We start from the raw sequence: 18,065 nt of genomic DNA, 5'->3' as shown, positions 1-18,065 counted from the left end.
ATACAACAAGAGAGAACCAATCATAAAAAATTTTATATTATGTCGACAAACATATAATCATCGACTTCCCCAACCTTTCTTTCCAAAGAATTAACCAAACTAATAATAGATCCATTTTTCTTCCTTTCAAACAATGTTGCACATTATCTTGAGCTGCACGGGACACATCTGATTTAATTTTCTTTATTATACTATCATCTACACGCTTACCTTGCGAAACAAAAAACATCTCTTATACGACTAGACCATTTATTATAATTATTCCTAAACTTTCGATCATTCAAGTCAACGCCCCACTTCTCCAAAATTTTTATTCGATAAATATCAACATTAAAACAATCCTCTAGTTCCGATTCCTTCATACCTGGGCAATTGCAATGATATATGTCTGCATAAGCAACCGAAGCGTCTTTCTCCGCTTTTTCGGCAGCTTCACGGGCAGCGCTATCGTTATCGAGAAATACCACGCAGAAGCATAATAGACTTTTTAGAGAAAATGATTCGGATGGCAATCTTGAAGCACCATTTAAAGCCTTTATAGACAACACACCGTCCCTTAAATAGCTTCTCAATTGATCGCTTAGATGAGGCAGCAACAACTTAAAAATATTGGCGTCATGCTCTCCCTCAACGAGTAAAACGTACTTGGAGTTCATCAAATTACCGGAAGCCTTAATACCCAAAAGGTCTCTAATATGTTTGATATTGGGTGCTTGTTTAACAGTGCCGTTATGCACCGTAATATTATTGGATATGGTAGACCTATCCACAAATAGTGGATTATGAGTTGTTATGATTATTTAGTTTTCTCCAGCCAAGGCATCAATTATTTCTTTTATCTGATGAATGGCCCCAGGATGGAGATGTGATTCTGGCTCTTCAATCGCCACTATTGATGCACTTGCGGAGATAGCTTTATTTTTCAAGAGGCCCAAGGCAGCTAAACTCTTGATACCATCTCCTTTAGATTCAATGCTAGTAGGAAAACCATCGTCGATTATAACTGAGATATCATTTCTTCTATTAACACCATATGAACAATATTAATAATTGTTTACGGTCTCTATTTTGACATCGGATATGTTTGGCAAAAATTCGCAAAGTGGCTCTTTAATCCTATTGGACAGTTTTTCCAAAATCGGTTTTTGCAATTCATCTATAACAGCAATAGCCTTTTTGTATTCTTCATCTTGTGCAAGCACCGACAATTCGGCTACCAGCATTGAATTTATTATATCCGCTTCCGTACTTACAGCGGGAATATAATTGTAATATACCTTATCAGCTACAAATTGTGCAATCTTTTCAGATTTTTTTGTTAAGGTTACAGCACCTCTTCCGTGTTTTATTACTTTAATATAAAAATTATTTGCCCCTTGAGATGAAGAAAAGGATATTTTAAGAGACAAAACACCGTTTATATTTGATTTTATGACATCCTTAAACTTTAATATCTCATAATTATTTAACTTGAATTCCAACTCTAATACAGCTTGATTGTCGGAGGTGAGCCTTTTCCCCTTTGGGAAATCTTTTTCTGCATTATAACTTAACATCGAGTATCTAAACGAACTTCTTCTCAAACCTCTTTTATAATTTCTCAAACCTCTTTTATAATTGTCTGAATGAATTTTTAAAGCCTCCATTGCCAGTGACAATGCCTTCAAAATATTCGACTTTCCTTCATTATTTTTACCAAGAATAATATTTTTATCTTTTATTTCGATTTCCTGTTTCTTCGTAATACTTCTAAAATTAGAAATAGAAAGCTTTGTTAGTTTCATAGGATAATATTGATCGATAAATTTTGTAAAAAAGGATAAGCACATACGTGCCTATCCCACTTCCTCACTCCCACTCTAATATAAATAGACATAAATATCCCTTTTATATCAAGTAAGTTAAAAACAATTGGTAAAGCGATACCATGAATTATACCACACTAAAAATTTTACCATTTTTTGCAGCTCCGCGCTTCCGAAGCTCAGTCCGAGTCCAAGCAGACGCTTCCGCCATGTCCCTGCGAAGCTCGTCCACTTCACTTGGAGTCAATCGGCACACAGAAGCTTCGTAGGCCTCCGTACCAACGCCCTCACCTAGCTCCGCTTGGCCTGAGGAACCTACAAAACGATGTTTCGGATCGTGTTTGATCAGGTTTGGTTTGCGCATTCGCTTCCTTCAACTGGTATTCAACGGCGTCTTCTGACTTGTTCTACAAGGCGTTGATTCCATATCACGTAATTCTATGCTACACAATATATCTATGATTTCACCTATCGACCAAAATTTTAAGGCACCAAAGCGCTATGTATATTAGCCAATTATCTATCGTTAACTATAAAAACTTCAAACAGGAAAAATTTAAATTCCGAAAAAAATCGGTAAACAACATCATTGGTGAAAATGCCTCTGGTAAAACCAATGTTTTCCAGGCTATGAGATTGATTCTAGATGATTCATTACCTGCAAATGCAAAATTTCTTTCCAAAGATGATTTTCATCGAGGACTAGGAGAGCCTTTTGGGCACTGGATAATAATCTCACTCCATTTTTCTGGTTTAGATGATACAGAAGAACAACAAGTTTTAGCAAACTACATATTAAATGATGGAGAAGATCAAAAGACCTCAACAAAAGGCAATTATACCTTCATATTCAGGCCAAAATTTTCATACCGACAAGAGCTTCATGAAATTAGCAATGCTCATGAAGACCTCTGCACTCGTAGAGATAAAATTCTTGAGTTCTGCTCCTCATATGCGATATCAAGGGAAACTTATGAACCTGTAGCCTTTGTTCGAACAAAAATCGATCTCACAGACGAAAGCGTATATAGAGACCACGTCGGAAACTTCAAACAGTATATATTCCCAGATCCTAATTTAGAAAGCGAAGAGCTAATTGGCAACAAAAAACCTCCGTACTTTTCTTTAATCAATGAAGTCGCTTGCACATACGTAAAAGCACTTAGAAATGTCGTTGCAGATCTCAAGTACTACAAAACTAACCCTCTGTACAAGTTACTAACTCTAAAAAGCAAACAGATAAATGATGAGAAAAGTATTGTTGATGACATATTTAATGTAAACCAAAAAATTTCCTCTATACCGGAAATTGAGAATCTCAGCAATGATATTTCCCGTTCATTGGTAAACACAATAGGATCAACCTACTCGCCTAAGATTCAAGTATCATCACAGCTTCCGGAAGATTTTATCGAATTAGTACAATCACTTGGTTTAGTAGTGGAAGATTCTTTAAATTATCAAGGCACAGGTAAAATAGAGGATCTTAGCTTAGGCGGAGCGAACCTTATATATCTAGCTCTAAAACTTTATGAATATGAAGCAATTCGTGACAGCGAAGAACATATAACGCACTTTTTGATGATTGAAGAGCCTGAAGCTCATATCCATACCCACATCCAAAAAACACTTTTTGAAAACTTCAACTTCAAAAACACACAAGTATTTGTATCAACTCACTCTACACAAATAAGCTCTGTATCAAACATTTCATCTATGAACATACTTTCAAGAAAAGATACAAAGACAGAAGTATATGCGCCATCTGGCAACCTAGAGCTTGGGAATATTCGATGCATTGAAAGATATCTAGATGCAATCCGAAGTGATATTTTATTTGCCAAAAGTGTAATTCTCGTAGAGGGTGATGCAGAATTAATACTTATACCTGCACTAGTAAAAACTACGCTAGGTGTGAGCCTAGAAGAGATGGGTATCAGCCTAATAAAAATGGATGGAACTGTATTCAAGCATATATCTGATCTATTTCATGAAGATAGAATTCGCAGCTATTGCTCCATTCTCACTGATTTAGACAGGGCATTCATAACTCGTAAAAATGACTCTTTCGCAAATGCTGAATATATAAAATCACAGTTAAATGCTCAGAGGTCAGGAGCAGAGAGGCAGAATGCTCTAGATGAGTACACAGCTAACAACAGCTACGTCAGTGCTTTTTATGCAGAAAACACATTTGAAACCGAGTTGATTAGTTACTCCGAAAACGTTAACCTGTTTAAGTCGGTGATAGAGACAACCTATAAAAGAAAAGCAGATCGTGAAGCAGCTATCGCCAATATAACTTCTAGCAACATGCCTAAAAAATATTATCACGCATTAAAATTCGCAAAAAAAATAGGGAAAGGATGGCTCGCTGCTGAGATGGTAGACCATATAACAATTGACAACATAATCCCTAAATACATCCTAAAAGCAATTAAGTTTTCTCTTTCTGATAGACACATAGATGCAATAGCTCTAAAAATGATGGAGTATAATATTGAATCAAGGGGTCAAGAAGAACAAAATGAAATAAATGCAAGTGATAGTTTCGATGAAAAAATAGCTGTCTATAAGACCCATTATGACAATGACACTTTTATACGTTTTTGGGAAATATAATGCCTTATAGGAACTTAACCGATGAACAGATGGATGCTGTCGTGCTCGATGACAGCATGTTGCTGTCAGCCTGCCCAGGTTCAGGAAAGACCAGAACACTTGTCTCAAAGCTCTATCACATGATAGATAATTCTGAAAAACTTTCAATTGGAAAACGAAAAGTAGCTGCAATTACATACACCAACATTGCCGCAGATACCATTCAAGAAAGACTTCTATCGTATGGAGTTGAAAGCAAATCACTCTGGGTCGGAACAATTCACGCCCTCTGCCTTCAATGGATAATAAAGCCAAATATAAACATGATACCAAGGCTATGCGGCGGCTTTGTTGTTATAGATGAACATGAGAAAGAAACTAAGTTATCAGAACTTAAAGAAACATATGAATTCCGAGCTTATGACAATATCGACACTGCTCTTAATCAAGATTATAGACCAAAATACCCAGCAGGAACTAGAGAGCATAACCTAATCCTTAATTACCATAGATATTTAGCAGAAAACAATTATATCGATTTCGACTTAATACTAAATATTAGCCATCGACTTTTAAAATCTAGACCTAAGCTATGTAAACGCCTAGGAAATCTTTTCTACCATATACTTGTAGATGAATATCAGGATACCTCAGTAATGCAGTATGAGATACTGAAATGTATTATCATACAAAAGCAGACAAAAATAACATTGATAGGAGATCGAGAGCAGGCTATTTACACAGGCCTAGGCGCAATTGTTAAGAGCAAACCAGAGCTAGAGAGTTTTTTTGAACTTGACTTTCCTTTACAAGAAAAGCGCCTGACGGGGTGTTTTCGCAGTAGCCAAAGAATAATTGACCATTATCTTAAATACCAGGATGAAGGCTACAAAATAGACTCTAAATCCGACCTAATAAACTACCCCTCCGTCGTTCATTTGGAGAGAAGTCTTCATAAAGACAACCTTTCCGAGTATGTGGCAGATATTGTTACGCAGCACCTTGCACAAGGTATTCCTGAAGAAGAAATAGCAATTCTATGTCCTAGTTGGTTTGACGTTATAAATATCTCAAACAACATTAGCAAACTAGATAAATGCTTTAATATTGATGGTGTCTTGATCTCACCAATACCAAAAAATCAAGACAACTTATGGCTGACATTAATAAGACTACTCCTTACTAAGCCAAGTATTAACAACTACATAAAAAGAAGGCGGTACGCTAACGAGCTTTCAGAAAAGTTAAATAATATATATTATGATGAAGAAGCCATAAATCCCAAAACGATCCTCAGTGCAATTAATTCGATTTCCATGCAATTTGACAGTGAGATTGATGAGTGGATAGAGGAAGTTATAGTCAGGTTTTGCGAAAGACTGAGAATAGAGCTGACAAAAAACAACTTATTTAATAAAGAGATGAAAAGCATATTAAATGCAACAAGGGACAGAATCAATAAGTATGAAATGAACTATAGAGCTTCAGACCTTGAAATTTTTTTTTCGTCTTCCAATGGAGTAAAAATAACAACTGCGCACTCAACCAAAGGTGACGAATACGAAGTAGTTATATGCACCGGATTGTTAGGAGGAAAAATACCACACTGGAATGACATAATAGATTGTAGCGAGGCACATCAAGACTATGTTGCTAGAAGACTTCTGTATGTCATTTCCTCACGCGCAAAAAAACATCTTTACTTAATTTCTGAGCTTGGTCACAGAACAAATAGGGGAACACCATATAGGCCTACAAGGCAACTATAGTAGCTTCAAGAAAAAATTAGAGAAAACAGACAAGCTAATACTCTCGTGATTTTCGACCTTAATGGGTAAGGAGGCAAAGAAACTTCTTACCCATTAACCGTAAGTCACTACTCAGATCTCGGCATAACAATTTTAGTCATAACCTTTCCCATTTCCTCCTGCGTAGCCTCAATCTTGCTGAGGACAGCGAGGATGGTCGCCTGGCCGAATTGAGCTGTACGTATGTCATCTTGTCAGCCATAACTTCAATAGGCCGCCCAAGCGGCCAAAGTCACCGTTGATCCTAGCCAACTCCCGGACCTGCTCATAATCCACCACACCAGAGATGTGATAACCCTGACCGACTTCGCGTAAGTACCCTGCAGCACTCATACCAGCTCGTTTTGCCTGCGCTTCGATCTGCTCCTTTTCCTCTGGCAGGCAGTACACTTTGATAGGTGTGCTGCTCTTCCTTGTTATTCGTTCTGTTTTGTCGTTCCTCATCGTCCTCGCCCAGCATTTAACCTATGCCTTTCAGCTGATAACAGCTAGCAACATAGATAAGGACTGGCAATGCGAAGAGAGCCAACCAAATATTACCCAGCCTTCGGATCGTCCTAAAATATCCAAAAGGCATAGTAATCTTAAATAGGCTTGGCTTACTCCTCTCAGCTAGTCATATGACCAAGACTTGGGCTTTGAGCTGGTTATGTTCGATTCGCTACGAATCTCTTTAGCTGCTTTATGTTCATTCATTTGAGAGCTTTGACACTCGCTAGCCGAAGAATCTGCGCAAGATGATTTGTCTGCCTCGCCATCATCGCTTCCACAGCCAGACAAGAGCACACATGCAAACAGAATTCCGAATATATATTTCATTTCTCCTCCTTGGTTGAATGATCATGACTCTGAATTTGAGGTAGTAGTGTTTAGGCCCACTACGCAACTCCTGAACTGAAGCTGATTCTGTTGCCTGCCTATTCGCATCAAATCATGCACACCGATACCAGCGCTGTCGGGAGTGTCTACACAGCAGGTAGGTGAGCCCAGCGAACAGCATGAATTACCATTCTTTGTGAGGACTAGGAGTAAAATCACCGCCATTCATGATAGCGTCAGCAGCGTTTCTGCAGTCTTCATTCTTTTGAAAGTCGACCTGGTCTTCTTGGCATTGGGCCTGTTTTTGTTCAGCCTCATCCATGTGCTCTTTGTAATAGGACACAGATTTTGCATCCCCATGATCACTACAGCCGCTCAACAAAACGGCAAAAGACGCAAGTACAGCGAAAAAGATATTGTTACGCATGGATGTTCCCTTACTCAGTTCAACTAAAACTAGTGATGTAACTGTCAGATCGAAATTCATAGTCAGTATCAGCTTGAGCTTTAGATGCCTTAGCGCTGGCCCAAGACGACAAAGCGCCTCGAATTCAACTGGTTCACCTGGCTAATGACCAGCTGTTTTTCATCATAACCGAGAACCACTTGCCCTTTTGGCCCCCCGTTCAGAAGCAGCGTGCGCGGGCTTATATTTACCATTGGAGTCAGGAAACTGGATGATATTGCCCATCTTGTCTTCCTTACTGGCGTTGCTTTTCTTTCGCCCGTTCCTGTTCACGAAAATGGGCTACCAGCGGCCCTTCTGGCTTACCCTTCATCGAATCAAGCGCACGTTTCACTTTAGTGCGCAGAGCGTCCTGCTCTTCTGGTGTCAGCATGATGCCTTTACGCATGGCCTCAAGCTCTTCGGCCGCATATTGCCGGTCATGTGCATTACTCATACAACCTCCAGTATTGAAACGAACAGGCGGTAGCCGTTGCCTCTCAGAGCAGGATACCCGTTGAGCACGCATGTGCGAATAAGTGGTGTGAAGAGGACAGCCAGCCTGCTGGTAGGCCTACTTCACATATCCTGCCCCGCAATGTATCGGTATTTTTCCGATATAGATAGTAAATCGAACTTGTACAAAGTCGAATTATGCTTTATTGGCTTTATTGGCTTTATTTCAGCGTGAATTTGGCGTTTTCACGGGTTATATACCCAAAATTCAGGAAAAATATCGACTTATTACACGAAAAATATCGGTTTTGTACACGCTCTATTCATCTCTTCCATACTGATAGACGTGAGATTTGAGCCCAACATACTCGGTTTTCTTCAGCGAATAGACGCCAGTGATGTATGCCAAATGGGCTGGTCATGAACCACCAAGATGGGGGATACGCCTTACTGGCGTAAAACCATCGTCGTAGGCCGATTGAATAAGCCCGTAAGGGCTTGGAAGGTTGCGGTGTAATTGCACGCATCAAGCGTGCGGTTACACCGCCTGGATATCCTGAATATCCTGCTAAAAAGGCAAAAATTCGGGCGGGTGTAAAACGCTGCCGAGCGTCTGTGAAACGCATTCGGGCGGTTGTAAAACGCTATCGGGCGGCTGTGAAACGCTTCACCTTGTTCCCCTCTTCTATTTTGATGCCGTTCTCGAGCAAGCCTGCGGCATCGTCCTTCACTCGCCATCGATAATTACGCAGCATCGTGCTGCTGAGTCCTTCTCCACCTACAGCACTAATTAACGTGTCCATATTCCAGCCTCTACGCGGGATGTTGGTATGGGTAAGAACATGCCGTACAAGGGCCTGACTGATCCCATACTGCAAGCGGGCAATCGGAGTAGGCGAATAATATAGGAGTAGGTCGTTTTCAATCAGCTTCACCATAACCACGCCCAGTCGGACTTTCCATAAATGGCGCTCGCTCTTGGTAAGCGGATCATACCGAGTCTTGGGTGATGGAATAATGTGATCAACCAAACCACCAATGATGCTCTCCCCCCTGTTCTCCATATCCGGCGTAACGATTTCTATGGTGGCCGCTCGCAATTCGTTCAAGAGCTTCTTAATGTGATCATGGCTATACTGATTAACTGAGAGCGTTCGACGTAGCTTTGCCGGATCAACCAGAAGTTCGATGCCGCCGTCTGATATATCCCTGCGGCGTTCGGCTACATACAAAATGGACTCCATAATGTCTGCATGGCGCTGCCCCAATCGACCAGTTACACGACACCGGCCACGGCTGGTATACATCCAATCTCTATTGCTTTCCTGAGGTCGTTGACTGGGCTGAAAAATCATCACTCGGGCTAGCAATACTGTGCTGGTTGGAGCAACCCGTTTACCAGTCATCATTGTCACCTTTCATTCTGAACTTACGTTTTATTGGCGACTTTGGTTTTTGATGCTCAAGCACAGCACGCTTGAGAACACCGCCATCATGTCGTCGAAACCAGCATTCGTCACTAAAGGGTGCACCGTAATTGGCCTTACTAATTCCAAAACGGACAAAATGGCGGCGTTGAGACACCTCTACGCCCCACTTTCCCGCCTCGGTTTCGGTCATACTTGATAGATAGGATTGCCAGCGAATGTTATCGACCAAAACTGATGAGCCACGACTGGCCTGCTGCTGGTCTCCAAATTCTGCCATGGCCGCCCCCTTGCTGGTGTGATGCAGAAATACGATTGAACACCCTGTCTCTGCGGCTATGGCTTCCATACATCCAATAACCTGGGCCATGGGGCCACTGGCATTCTCTTCCTCGATGTGAAAACGCCGTAGTGTGTCCAATATCATCAAGCGATGCCCATCAGCCGCCCTCTTGAGATTATCGAACCAATTGAACGCCATAATGTTGGGGCATTTTCCAATCAACGGCTCAATCACAAGGTTACTGGCCACCTCATGCTTTTGTTCGGCTGATAGATAATGGCCCAAGGCATACAAATGTTGATGGATAGCGATGCGTGGATCTTCGGCAGGTAAATAAATCACCCGGCCATGTCGCAAGTTACCCAATTCCAGCAGATCAGGGCCACCCGCAATCTGAATAGCCAATTGCAGGATCAACATGGACTTGCCAGTCCCACCGGGAGAAACAATAGCCCCAACTGTACCCGCAACCATATTGGGTAATACGTAATCAATCGACGGTGGTGGCTGCGTAAAAGACGCCATAAGATCAAGAGCCATATCAATCCCTCACATCGCCGGGACGAGTCGCCTGAATACCTGAAGCTTTTCGTGCTTCAATCCACTCTTCGACTTCCGATAAGTCCCAAGCAACACTTCTGCATGTAAGGGCTATGCGGCGAGGAAACTCACCTCTCTGCTCCAGGTTGTAAATCGTGCGTGTTGAAAGAGGAATTATCTCTAAAAGCTTTTTCCTGTTGATAAGTGTCTTGCCTGCAATGTCTTTCATGGTATGGCCTCCTGTGACTAACAGATGCCCCATGTTGCCTATTCATTCATATTCCAACAGCGCTATACTTACCCAAATAAGTTGACGCTAATGAAGCAACGGACATGCCTATCTGGGAAGGATGCGAGCCCGAAGTACATCAGGCCATCGAGCAATTCAAGGATCGCTGGGGGCCCTACTCTCTAGCGTCAAAGCGTTACCACATCCTGAGATTGATCCGAGAGGGTATTGATCCAGTCATAGCTACCTATGTGAAGACTCTTCCCTCGCGCTACTCAAGTTATATACTGGGTATCAGCGAGGGGATGAGTTTTAGCGAGATGATACGATTGATCAGCTGCGACGCGATGGTTCGATTGCAGAGGCAGTTACTTCGCCATTTTGTAATAACGAATGATAGACAGGGCATAGAAGACAGGCGTTTTATTGCCACCGCTGAATCATTAATAGACCTGGTTTGGGATTGCGCCTGCAAGCAACCCAAAAAGACCATCGCTACCGCGGGCATCAGCCTGAATGACCAACGTAGACACGGATTTTGTGAGCTGTGCGGGGAACTGACCGAGTTCACGGCCTTTCTCGAAACGATCAGAAAAGAGCAGATACATGATGCCGAGTTAGAGAATCGCAAGAAACTCGAACTCAGCCACCAATTCTGCCCGAAGCATAGGCCGATATTGGCGAATGGCGACCGAAACCCTGTTTATAGGCAGGCAAAGCGATCAATAGAGCGATTCAAGTACGAGCTTGGAAGATTGGAACGCCAGTGTACTGACCGACACAAGCCAAAAGCCGCATCAAGTGATCCTCTGGTGGATAGATACTTTCAATATTATCTGTTATCCCAAACTATCCAAGCAGCAGATAAAGCAGAATTGCGGAAGCAAGCGCGTTTGATGGTGGACTACAAGCTATCGGACCGCAAAAAGCAGATGCTTGTACTCCAAAAGGGAGGATTCACGCAGCCCGGAATTGCACACATGCTCGGCATAAGCCGCCAGGCTGTGTCGAAAGCGCTGGCAATGATCCCCGATAGGTTTCAGTTTAATTGAGGAAGAGAGGAAATTTTAGCGGCTAAAATTTCCTGACTCAAATTTGGCCCGAGTCTATGCCGAGCAGAAAACGACCCAAAGGCGACGCTTAGCAATGTGAAGCGGACACTGGGCAAATACGTTCAGCGACGTTTTTTACGTAATGAAACAACGGCAAAATGTATGTTCCATCCATTTGTTAGCCGCCAGCTTGAAAACCACCGAGATCTTGAATGTCATTTCACAGGAGTACTTAGTTTCGCTAACAATGATTGTAATGTCTGAACTAACCGAAATTGACAGCTTGCAACGAGGCTCGGCAAGCGCAAGTTGATCTTATCCTCGCCACCGTAAAATAAATTTCTATTGATGAAGGAATCAAAGCGACCTTCGTCACTGAGATCTGGAAACAAGATATATTTTTCGACGCATACACCTCTTAGTATCACACGATATACCTTTGGCATATCATCAAGCAAGCCATCATGAATGAGGTGGTTCCTGACAGTTTCCACCTGGGAAAGCTCAACACATTGTTCGAACAGGGTGCCCGCTTTGCCATTAAATGAGACCCTTTTTCTATCGCCATATAGGCAGTTCTTCGAAGATAACCTGGGATATTTGGCGAACTCCGTTTTGAGATTTTCAACTTCAATTGCCAGCTTGGTGGAATAGTCGAGAAGGCTGTGCAATCGGATGTAAATGAAACCAAGCAAAGCGAAGATCTTGGTTACAACCGGTGATGTAACCCAACGAAGCCCATCAGGCTCATTCACTTCTGGGAAAAACAGAGTCTCTAGGTTTAGCGCCTGATAGAACTCGCCTTGTAGCTGCATCACTTCTTTGCTGCATTCTTGAATGCTCGATACCAGTTTTCGGCAATCGTAAAGATAAAGTGCCCTATTAATTGGTAGTCGCGTAGAAAGCTGCGGCAGGAGGTTGCTGAATTGCTCCTTAGTTATTGGGCACTCTGAATTCATTCCCGCAGTAGATAACAGCTCTGGCGCCACTCGCAGGAAATCCCAATAGGCCGCCTTAGTGTTGAAAATCCTTTCAGCAAAAGCATCATGAAGTTGGATGCAGACCTGTTCTACCTGGGAAAGATGATTTCCTTGATTAGGAAGCCAGGTTCCCTGTGGGTCACGCCAGAAAAAAACAGCCTCAGCACTAGGGCTGGCATTGGCTGGTATCCCATTCAAGCGCAAATAATGTGGTGTCAGTTTGCTCATCTTTTCTGCAGCTAAAATTAATGTCCGAATGACTGCTTATCGCCGAAAGCAGTAGTTGAAAGTTCGTCTCAATCGCGTTCGAAAACCAGTATCGATTACTGTTAAATTCAGAGAAAAATCAACGTGTATTTCCACCAGTCCACTCATCAATCATATCGGCCCAGTCCTGCAACATTGCCGACCGTTGCTCGCGATATTCAGCCTTGTTGTAAATCGCCCTGACACCTTTTTGCTCATGGGCAAGGCATTTCTCGATCCAGTCGGTATTATAGCCTGCTTCATGCAACAGAGTGCTGGCGGTACGCCGCAGGTCATGTGGCCCAAATTTAGCGAGGTACTTACCATCTTTCTGAGCAGCTTTGTAGGTCAACGTCAGTACTTGGTTGATCGTTGCGCTGCTCATGGGGGTATCCGAGTCATAGCGCGATGGCAGCACATAGTCAGAGCCACCGGCGAAGGTTTTCAGGGCGATAAAGATATCCAGCGCCTGCTGGGAGAGGAACACCAAATGCGGGTTACGCCGCTTCATCCGCTCTTTCGGAATCGTCCAAAGTGCTTCACTGAAATTGATCTCGCTCCACGTGGCATTGGTCAGCTCGCTTTTGCGTACCATCGTCAGCAATAGCAGCTTGGCGGCTGCGCGGTTCGTCGGGCTTGTGCCCACCTGCTCCATATAGCGATACATCAAGCCAATTTCTTCTGGCGTCAATGCACGGTCTCTGGGCTCGAATCTGGCAATACTTGCTGGCCGTACCAGCATGGCAGGGTTTTCGACCTTCTGGCCGCGCTCGATTGCCCAACGGAAGACCTGGAGAACAATTTCACGCGCATGAACAGCGGTAGCCGGGGCCCCCTTTCCACTATTGCATCAGTCAGCGTACGCAAATCTTCATGGGTAATTTCGACCAACTTCTGGTTGCCAAATTTGGGCTTGAGCTCACGCTCGTATACCGACCGGCGCATATCTCGGGTGGAGTCCGCCATTTGGTAGCCACTAAGCCATTTATCCGCCCAAGCGCCAAAGGTCTTGGCATCTTTCACTCGCGCCTTGTCACGGGCCTTCTCCTTGGCAGGTGACTTGCCATCGGCCACCATCTTCTTGGCATTGTTCAATCGCTCACGGGCTTCGGCCAGCGTGATACCACCGATACCATAGCGGCCAAAGGTAATGGTCTCCTGCCTACCATTGATCGAGTAGTTGTAACGGAACGAAACCGATCCGGCCGGGGTGACGGCCACATAGAGGCCATCGCGGTCGTTCACCTTGTAGAGCTTATCTTTGGGCTTGAGATTTCGGAGCTTGGTATCAGTCAACATGGCGCTTTTCCTTATTCGTTTTTGATATCATGCTGAAAAATCGGCTAAAAATATTGATTTAATTCAATAAAAACAACATCTTATAAAAAATAAATACCATGACTCCATGTAATGGAAATGAATGGTATTGACCGCGTTCATGGCATCGTCATCTGGCAGTACCAGCTTTCGTGCCACGCTCAAATGTTGCTTACCGCTTCCTACCCTTGCCAATCAATGCCAAACTCAAAACACAAAAAAGCCCGCAACAACGCGGGCTTACAAATATTTTCTGCCATTTCTTGCCTGGCTATGCCAAACGCGGGATCACTCCCACTCAATCGTGGCAGGCGGCTTACTACTTACATCATAGGCCACTCTCGAGATTCCCGCTATTTCGTTGATGATGCGGTTGGACACCTTTTCGAGCAGGTCGTAGGGGAGGTGGGCCCAGCGGGCGGTCATGAAGTCGATGGTTTCGACGGCGCGGAGGCTGACGACCCATTCGTAGCGGCGGTTGTCGCCGACGACGCCGACGGATTTGACCGGTAGGAAGACGACGAAGGCTTGTGAGGTTTTGTCGTACCAGCCGGAGTTGCGCAGTTCTTCGATGAAGATGGCATCGGCTTCGCGGAGGATGTCGGCGTACTGTTTTTTCACTTCGCCGAGGATGCGCACGCCGAGGCCAGGTCCGGGGAAGGGATGGCGGTAGACCATGGTTTCGGGCAGGCCGAGTTCGATGCCGATTTTGCGCACTTCATCCTTGAAGAGTTCGCGCAGGGGTTCGACAAGCGCCATTTTCATGGTTTCAGGCAGGCCGCCAACGTTGTGGTGTGATTTGATTACTTGAGCCTTGCCGGTTTTGGTGGCGGCGGATTCGACGACGTCGGGGTAGATGGTGCCTTGGGCGAGGAAGCTAACATCCGTCAGCTTTTCGGCTTCGGCATCGAAGACGTCAATGAAGGTGTTGCCGATGATCTTACGCTTCTCTTCAGGATCGCTTACGCCGGCGAGCTTGGAGAGGAACTGCTCTTCTGCGTCGGCGCGGATTACCTTAACGCCGAGGTGTTCGCCGAACACCTTCATTACGTCGTCGCCTTCGTTTTTGCGCAGCAGGCCGTTATCAACGAACACGCAGGTCAGCTGTTCGCCGATGGCCTGGTGAAGCAGTGCCGCTACAACAGAGGAATCGACGCCGCCGGAGAGGCCGAGCAGCACTTTTTTGTCGCCAACCTGTTCGCGTACACGAGCGATCTGGTCTTCGATGATGCGCGCGGGGGTCCACAGCTGGGCGCATTCGCACACTTCCACCACGAAGCGCTCGATGATCTGCTTGCCGCGTACTGAGTGCGTGACTTCTGGGTGGAACTGTACGCCGTAGAAGCGCTTCTCTTCCCAGGTCATCGCGGCGATTGGGCAGCTCGATGTCGAGGCGGTGACGGTGAACTGCTCGGGCGCGCGCGCGACCTTGTCGCCGTGGCTCATCCACACGTCGAGCAGCGGCTTGCCGCCCTCCCCTTCGCTATCCTTCAGACCTTTCAGCAGGCGATCTTCAGCGTCGATCTGAATCTGCGCATAGCCAAACTCACGCTTGTTGGAACCTTGCGTTTCCCCGCCTAGCTGATGCGCCATGGTTTGCAGGCCATAGCAGATGCCGAACACCGGAATGCCCATTTCAAACACGCACTCGGGAGCCCGCGGAGAGCCCAGCTCTGCCACCGATTCGGGACCGCCAGAGAGAATAATGCCCTTCGGCGCAAAGTCACGAATCTCCGCTTCGGTCATGTCGAAGGGATGAATTTCGCAGAAGACGCCGATTTCACGCACGCGGCGCGCGATCAGCTGAGTGTACTGTGAGCCGAAGTCCAGAATCAGGATCTTATCGGAATGAATGTCGGTCATAGAGGCTATTCCGGCTTAAATGAGTCAAGGAGGGCTGATTGCCCTCCTCTATAAAATAAATATCAGCGGTGGTAGAACGACGCTTCGCGTTCTACCACTCACGTTACATCAGCGCTCAACGAGCTTATCGAGCACGTCGCCGCGCGAGATACAAGCAGCGCGGCTGACGATCACTTATGCTCCTGCGCCACTGCGGCGAAGCGCTTGCTCGTTATGCGCCGCGATAGTTCGGTGCTTCCTTGGTAATCTGCACGTCGTGGACGTGCGACTCAGCGAAGCCTGCGGCGCTGATCTTGACGAACTGCGGAACGGTGCGCATTTCATCGATGGAGTGACTGCCAGTGTAGCCCATCGAGGCACGCAGGCCGCCCATCAGCTGATGCACGATGGCGCTCATGGCACCTTTGTAAGGTACGCGCCCTTCGATACCTTCCGGCACCAGCTTCTCAACGCCTTCGTTCTTGTCCTGGAAGTAACGGTCAGAAGAGCCCTGAGTCTGCGACATCGCGCCCATCGAGCCCATGCCGCGATAGGCTTTGTAGGTACGCCCTTGATACAGCTCGACTTCGCCAGGCGCTTCTTCGGTACCGGCCAGCAGACCGCCGACCATTACGCAAGACGCACCGGCCACGATAGCTTTGGAGATGTCGCCGGAGAAGCGAATGCCGCCGTCGGCGATCAGCGGTACGCCAGTGCCTTCGAGTGCTTCCGCTACGTCGGCAACGGCGGTGATCTGCGGCACCCCCACGCCAGCAACAATACGGGTGGTGCAGATCGAGCCGGGGCCAATGCCCACTTTCACGCCGTCGGCACCCGCCTCGACCAGCGCCTTGGCGGCCGCTGCAGTGGCGATATTACCGCCAATCACCTGCACATGCGGGAAGCTCTTCTTCACCCAGCTAATGCGATCCAGCACGCCCTGCGAGTGACCGTGCGCGGTGTCTACCACCAGCACATCAACGCCTGCTTCTGCTAGCGCTTTAACGCGATCTTCGGTGTCAGCGCCGGTGCCGACAGCCGCGCCTACCAGCAAGCGACCGTCTTCGTCTTTAGCCGCGTTGGGCCAGGTACGCGCTTTCTCGATATCACGCACGGTGACCAGACCGATCAGATGATCGCCATCGACCACCAGCATTTTCTCGATGCGGTTTTCCTGCAGTTGCGCTTTGATCTCGCTGATCGAGGTGTTGTTGGGCACGGTGACCAAACGCTCACGTGGGGTCATGATCGCCGCGACATCATCGCCCTGCTCGGGCAGGAAGCGCATGTCACGGCCGGTCACGATCCCCACCAGCTTGCCGTTATCGATTACGGGGAAGCCGGAGTAGCCGTACTCTTCCGCCATGGGCAGCAGTTCGCTGAGCTTCAGCGACGGGCTCACGGTGACCGGATCCTTCACGATGACGCTCTCGTGCTTCTTGACCTTGCGCACTTCCGCCGCCTGCTGCTCGACGCTCATGCTTTTATGGATGATGCCGAGACCGCCTTCCTGCGCCATGGCGATGGCGAGGCGTGCTTCGGTGACCGTGTCCATCGCGGAAGAGAGCAGCGGGATGTTCAATGAGATAGCGCGCGTGACCTTGGTTTTCAGGCTGACGTTCTTCGGCAGTACATTGGAGTAGCCGGGTACCAATAATACGTCGTCAAACGTAAGCGCTTCCTGAGCTATACGTAGCATGATGGATGTCCTTTAGCTGTAAAGACGTTGAAAGAGGCTGACAAAAATGGGTAGAGCACTGCTATTGCGTTAGTGAGGACAACAGCATCGCCCCCGCGGCCGTGTGGAAAGCCGCTGATAGAATTCGGTAAGTATCGCCCGCCAAGCGGTTTTGCGAGGCCCATATACACGAAGCCGGTCAGCTTTCGACGCGCAGACGTGCGCAGGGAAAGTGACCGGCTCAGGGCAGGCTCGGCGCGTACCGCCAGGCGGCGGAACACACCGATCGAAGCGCCCTTCACAGCCCCGCAGCCCCCTCTCCCGAGCCTTGCCGGGCAGTGAAGGGCGTGTGATGCGGGCCAAATAGAACATGGGCGTCTTCGATGTAAAAGTTAATCGCGAATTCTAATGGATTAGGGGGGATTTTGTCTAGTTTGGGAGATGGGGAATTGGGGGCTGATTTTGGGGCTTGCGTGGGTTCTGGTTGTTGGCGTCTTTATCTACGTGGCTTATTTGAGAGTCTACGCAGTACTTCAC

17 protein-coding genes are annotated in these 18,065 nt (G+C 46.3%); 3 read left to right on the top strand and 14 right to left on the bottom strand.

Annotation, left to right across the window (positions count from 1 at the left end; translation table 11 throughout):
• Window positions 1-206: 206 nt before the first annotated feature.
• The 3 genes from R84865_RS10755 to R84865_RS10745 form a co-directional block, all read right to left on the bottom strand.
• Window positions 207-683, bottom strand: a complete 477-nt coding sequence (locus tag R84865_RS10755) for a hypothetical protein (protein ID WP_435639661.1) — start codon at window positions 681-683, stop codon at window positions 207-209.
• Window positions 684-800: 117 nt separating this feature from the next.
• On the bottom strand, window positions 801-1,010 hold the full coding sequence (locus R84865_RS10750; RefSeq protein WP_494337623.1) for an AAA family ATPase: 210 nt from the start codon (window positions 1,008-1,010) through the stop codon (window positions 801-803).
• Between the two features lie 33 nt (window positions 1,011-1,043).
• Window positions 1,044-1,784: an AAA family ATPase gene (locus R84865_RS10745; RefSeq protein ID WP_435639660.1), complete on the bottom strand. Its 741-nt coding sequence runs from the start codon at window positions 1,782-1,784 to the stop codon at window positions 1,044-1,046.
• Window positions 1,785-2,306: 522 nt separating this feature from the next.
• Between R84865_RS10745 and R84865_RS10740 the strand changes: the two genes are divergently transcribed.
• Together R84865_RS10740 and R84865_RS10735 are read left to right on the top strand one after the other, a co-directional pair.
• Window positions 2,307-4,427, top strand: coding sequence for an ATP-dependent nuclease (locus R84865_RS10740; protein ID WP_435639659.1), 2,121 nt, complete (start codon window positions 2,307-2,309; stop codon window positions 4,425-4,427).
• Complete coding sequence (locus R84865_RS10735) at window positions 4,427-6,175, top strand: UvrD-helicase domain-containing protein (RefSeq protein WP_435639658.1); 1,749 nt, start codon at window positions 4,427-4,429, stop codon at window positions 6,173-6,175. Before R84865_RS10740 ends, R84865_RS10735 begins: the two co-directional genes overlap by 1 nt.
• 225 nt (window positions 6,176-6,400) lie before the next feature.
• Here R84865_RS10735 and traJ read toward each other — a convergent pair whose 3' ends face one another.
• From traJ to R84865_RS10705, 6 genes are all read right to left on the bottom strand, one after another.
• Window positions 6,401-6,658, bottom strand: coding sequence for a conjugal transfer transcriptional regulator TraJ (traJ, locus tag R84865_RS10730; RefSeq protein WP_435639657.1), 258 nt, complete (start codon window positions 6,656-6,658; stop codon window positions 6,401-6,403).
• Between the two features lie 559 nt (window positions 6,659-7,217).
• Entirely contained in the window at window positions 7,218-7,460 is a 243-nt protein-coding gene (locus R84865_RS10725; protein ID WP_435639656.1) for an EexN family lipoprotein, read from the bottom strand.
• Between the two features lie 274 nt (window positions 7,461-7,734).
• Window positions 7,735-7,935, bottom strand: coding sequence for a hypothetical protein (locus R84865_RS10720; protein ID WP_435639655.1), 201 nt, complete (start codon window positions 7,933-7,935; stop codon window positions 7,735-7,737).
• Window positions 7,936-8,578: 643 nt separating this feature from the next.
• Window positions 8,579-9,343: an ABC transporter ATPase gene (locus R84865_RS10715; protein ID WP_435639654.1), complete on the bottom strand. Its 765-nt coding sequence runs from the start codon at window positions 9,341-9,343 to the stop codon at window positions 8,579-8,581.
• Window positions 9,330-10,184, bottom strand: coding sequence for a helicase RepA family protein (locus tag R84865_RS10710; RefSeq protein WP_435639653.1), 855 nt, complete (start codon window positions 10,182-10,184; stop codon window positions 9,330-9,332). Before R84865_RS10710 ends, R84865_RS10715 begins: the two co-directional genes overlap by 14 nt.
• 1 nt (window position 10,185) lies before the next feature.
• The gene (locus R84865_RS10705; RefSeq protein ID WP_435639652.1) at window positions 10,186-10,413 is read right to left on the bottom strand and encodes a helix-turn-helix transcriptional regulator; all 228 of its coding nucleotides are present in this window, start codon (window positions 10,411-10,413) and stop codon (window positions 10,186-10,188) included.
• A 104-nt stretch (window positions 10,414-10,517) separates the two neighbouring features.
• On the opposite strand from R84865_RS10705, the gene R84865_RS10700 reads away from it, so the two are divergent.
• Window positions 10,518-11,465: a hypothetical protein gene (locus tag R84865_RS10700; RefSeq protein WP_435639651.1), complete on the top strand. Its 948-nt coding sequence runs from the start codon at window positions 10,518-10,520 to the stop codon at window positions 11,463-11,465.
• Window positions 11,466-11,680: 215 nt separating this feature from the next.
• Here R84865_RS10700 and R84865_RS10695 read toward each other — a convergent pair whose 3' ends face one another.
• The 5 genes from R84865_RS10695 to guaB all read right to left on the bottom strand — a co-directional run bounded on the left by R84865_RS10695 (window position 11,681) and on the right by guaB (window position 17,549).
• A complete protein-coding gene (locus R84865_RS10695) occupies window positions 11,681-12,673 on the bottom strand; it encodes a hypothetical protein (RefSeq protein ID WP_435639650.1) in 993 nt (330 codons plus the stop codon).
• A 118-nt stretch (window positions 12,674-12,791) separates the two neighbouring features.
• Window positions 12,792-13,433 carry a tyrosine-type recombinase/integrase gene (locus tag R84865_RS10690; protein ID WP_435639649.1) on the bottom strand — a complete coding sequence of 214 codons (642 nt, stop codon included), beginning with the start codon at window positions 13,431-13,433 and terminating at the stop codon, window positions 12,792-12,794.
• Window positions 13,379-13,990, bottom strand: a complete 612-nt coding sequence (locus R84865_RS10685; protein ID WP_435639648.1) for a tyrosine-type recombinase/integrase — start codon at window positions 13,988-13,990, stop codon at window positions 13,379-13,381. Before R84865_RS10685 ends, R84865_RS10690 begins: the two co-directional genes overlap by 55 nt.
• Window positions 13,991-14,296: 306 nt before the next feature.
• Window positions 14,297-15,871: a glutamine-hydrolyzing GMP synthase gene (guaA, locus tag R84865_RS10680; protein ID WP_435637601.1), complete on the bottom strand. Its 1,575-nt coding sequence runs from the start codon at window positions 15,869-15,871 to the stop codon at window positions 14,297-14,299.
• Window positions 15,872-16,082: 211 nt separating this feature from the next.
• A complete protein-coding gene (gene guaB / locus R84865_RS10675; protein WP_435631412.1) occupies window positions 16,083-17,549 on the bottom strand; it encodes an IMP dehydrogenase in 1,467 nt (488 codons plus the stop codon).
• Window positions 17,550-18,065: the final 516 nt, after the last annotated feature.

Origin of the sequence: Carnimonas bestiolae (assembly GCF_051251145.1) — a bacterium.
Lineage (GTDB): Bacteria > Pseudomonadota > Gammaproteobacteria > Pseudomonadales > Halomonadaceae > Carnimonas > Carnimonas bestiolae.
Note: the sequence above shows the minus strand (reverse complement) of the source record. Positions and strands in the feature narration are given on the sequence as shown.

What these genes read in the sequence shown, in the direction of transcription:
- R84865_RS10685 (WP_435639648.1), bottom strand. Translation starts at nt 13,990, where the DNA reads ATGTTGACTGATACCAAGCTCCGAAATCTCAAGCCCAAAGATAAGCTC.
- R84865_RS10740 (WP_435639659.1), top strand. Translation starts at nt 2,307, where the DNA reads ATGTATATTAGCCAATTATCTATCGTTAACTATAAAAACTTCAAACAG.
- guaB (WP_435631412.1), bottom strand. Translation starts at nt 17,549, where the DNA reads ATGCTACGTATAGCTCAGGAAGCGCTTACGTTTGACGACGTATTATTG.
- R84865_RS10745 (WP_435639660.1), bottom strand. Translation starts at nt 1,784, where the DNA reads ATGAAACTAACAAAGCTTTCTATTTCTAATTTTAGAAGTATTACGAAG.
- R84865_RS10715 (WP_435639654.1), bottom strand. Translation starts at nt 9,343, where the DNA reads ATGATGACTGGTAAACGGGTTGCTCCAACCAGCACAGTATTGCTAGCC.
- R84865_RS10710 (WP_435639653.1), bottom strand. Translation starts at nt 10,184, where the DNA reads ATGGCTCTTGATCTTATGGCGTCTTTTACGCAGCCACCACCGTCGATT.
- R84865_RS10700 (WP_435639651.1), top strand. Translation starts at nt 10,518, where the DNA reads ATGCCTATCTGGGAAGGATGCGAGCCCGAAGTACATCAGGCCATCGAG.
- R84865_RS10725 (WP_435639656.1), bottom strand. Translation starts at nt 7,460, where the DNA reads ATGCGTAACAATATCTTTTTCGCTGTACTTGCGTCTTTTGCCGTTTTG.
- R84865_RS10695 (WP_435639650.1), bottom strand. Translation starts at nt 12,673, where the DNA reads ATGAGCAAACTGACACCACATTATTTGCGCTTGAATGGGATACCAGCC.
- R84865_RS10735 (WP_435639658.1), top strand. Translation starts at nt 4,427, where the DNA reads ATGCCTTATAGGAACTTAACCGATGAACAGATGGATGCTGTCGTGCTC.
- R84865_RS10720 (WP_435639655.1), bottom strand. Translation starts at nt 7,935, where the DNA reads ATGAGTAATGCACATGACCGGCAATATGCGGCCGAAGAGCTTGAGGCC.
- R84865_RS10690 (WP_435639649.1), bottom strand. Translation starts at nt 13,433, where the DNA reads ATGCTGGTACGGCCAGCAAGTATTGCCAGATTCGAGCCCAGAGACCGT.
- guaA (WP_435637601.1), bottom strand. Translation starts at nt 15,871, where the DNA reads ATGACCGACATTCATTCCGATAAGATCCTGATTCTGGACTTCGGCTCA.
- traJ (WP_435639657.1), bottom strand. Translation starts at nt 6,658, where the DNA reads ATGAGGAACGACAAAACAGAACGAATAACAAGGAAGAGCAGCACACCT.
- R84865_RS10705 (WP_435639652.1), bottom strand. Translation starts at nt 10,413, where the DNA reads ATGAAAGACATTGCAGGCAAGACACTTATCAACAGGAAAAAGCTTTTA.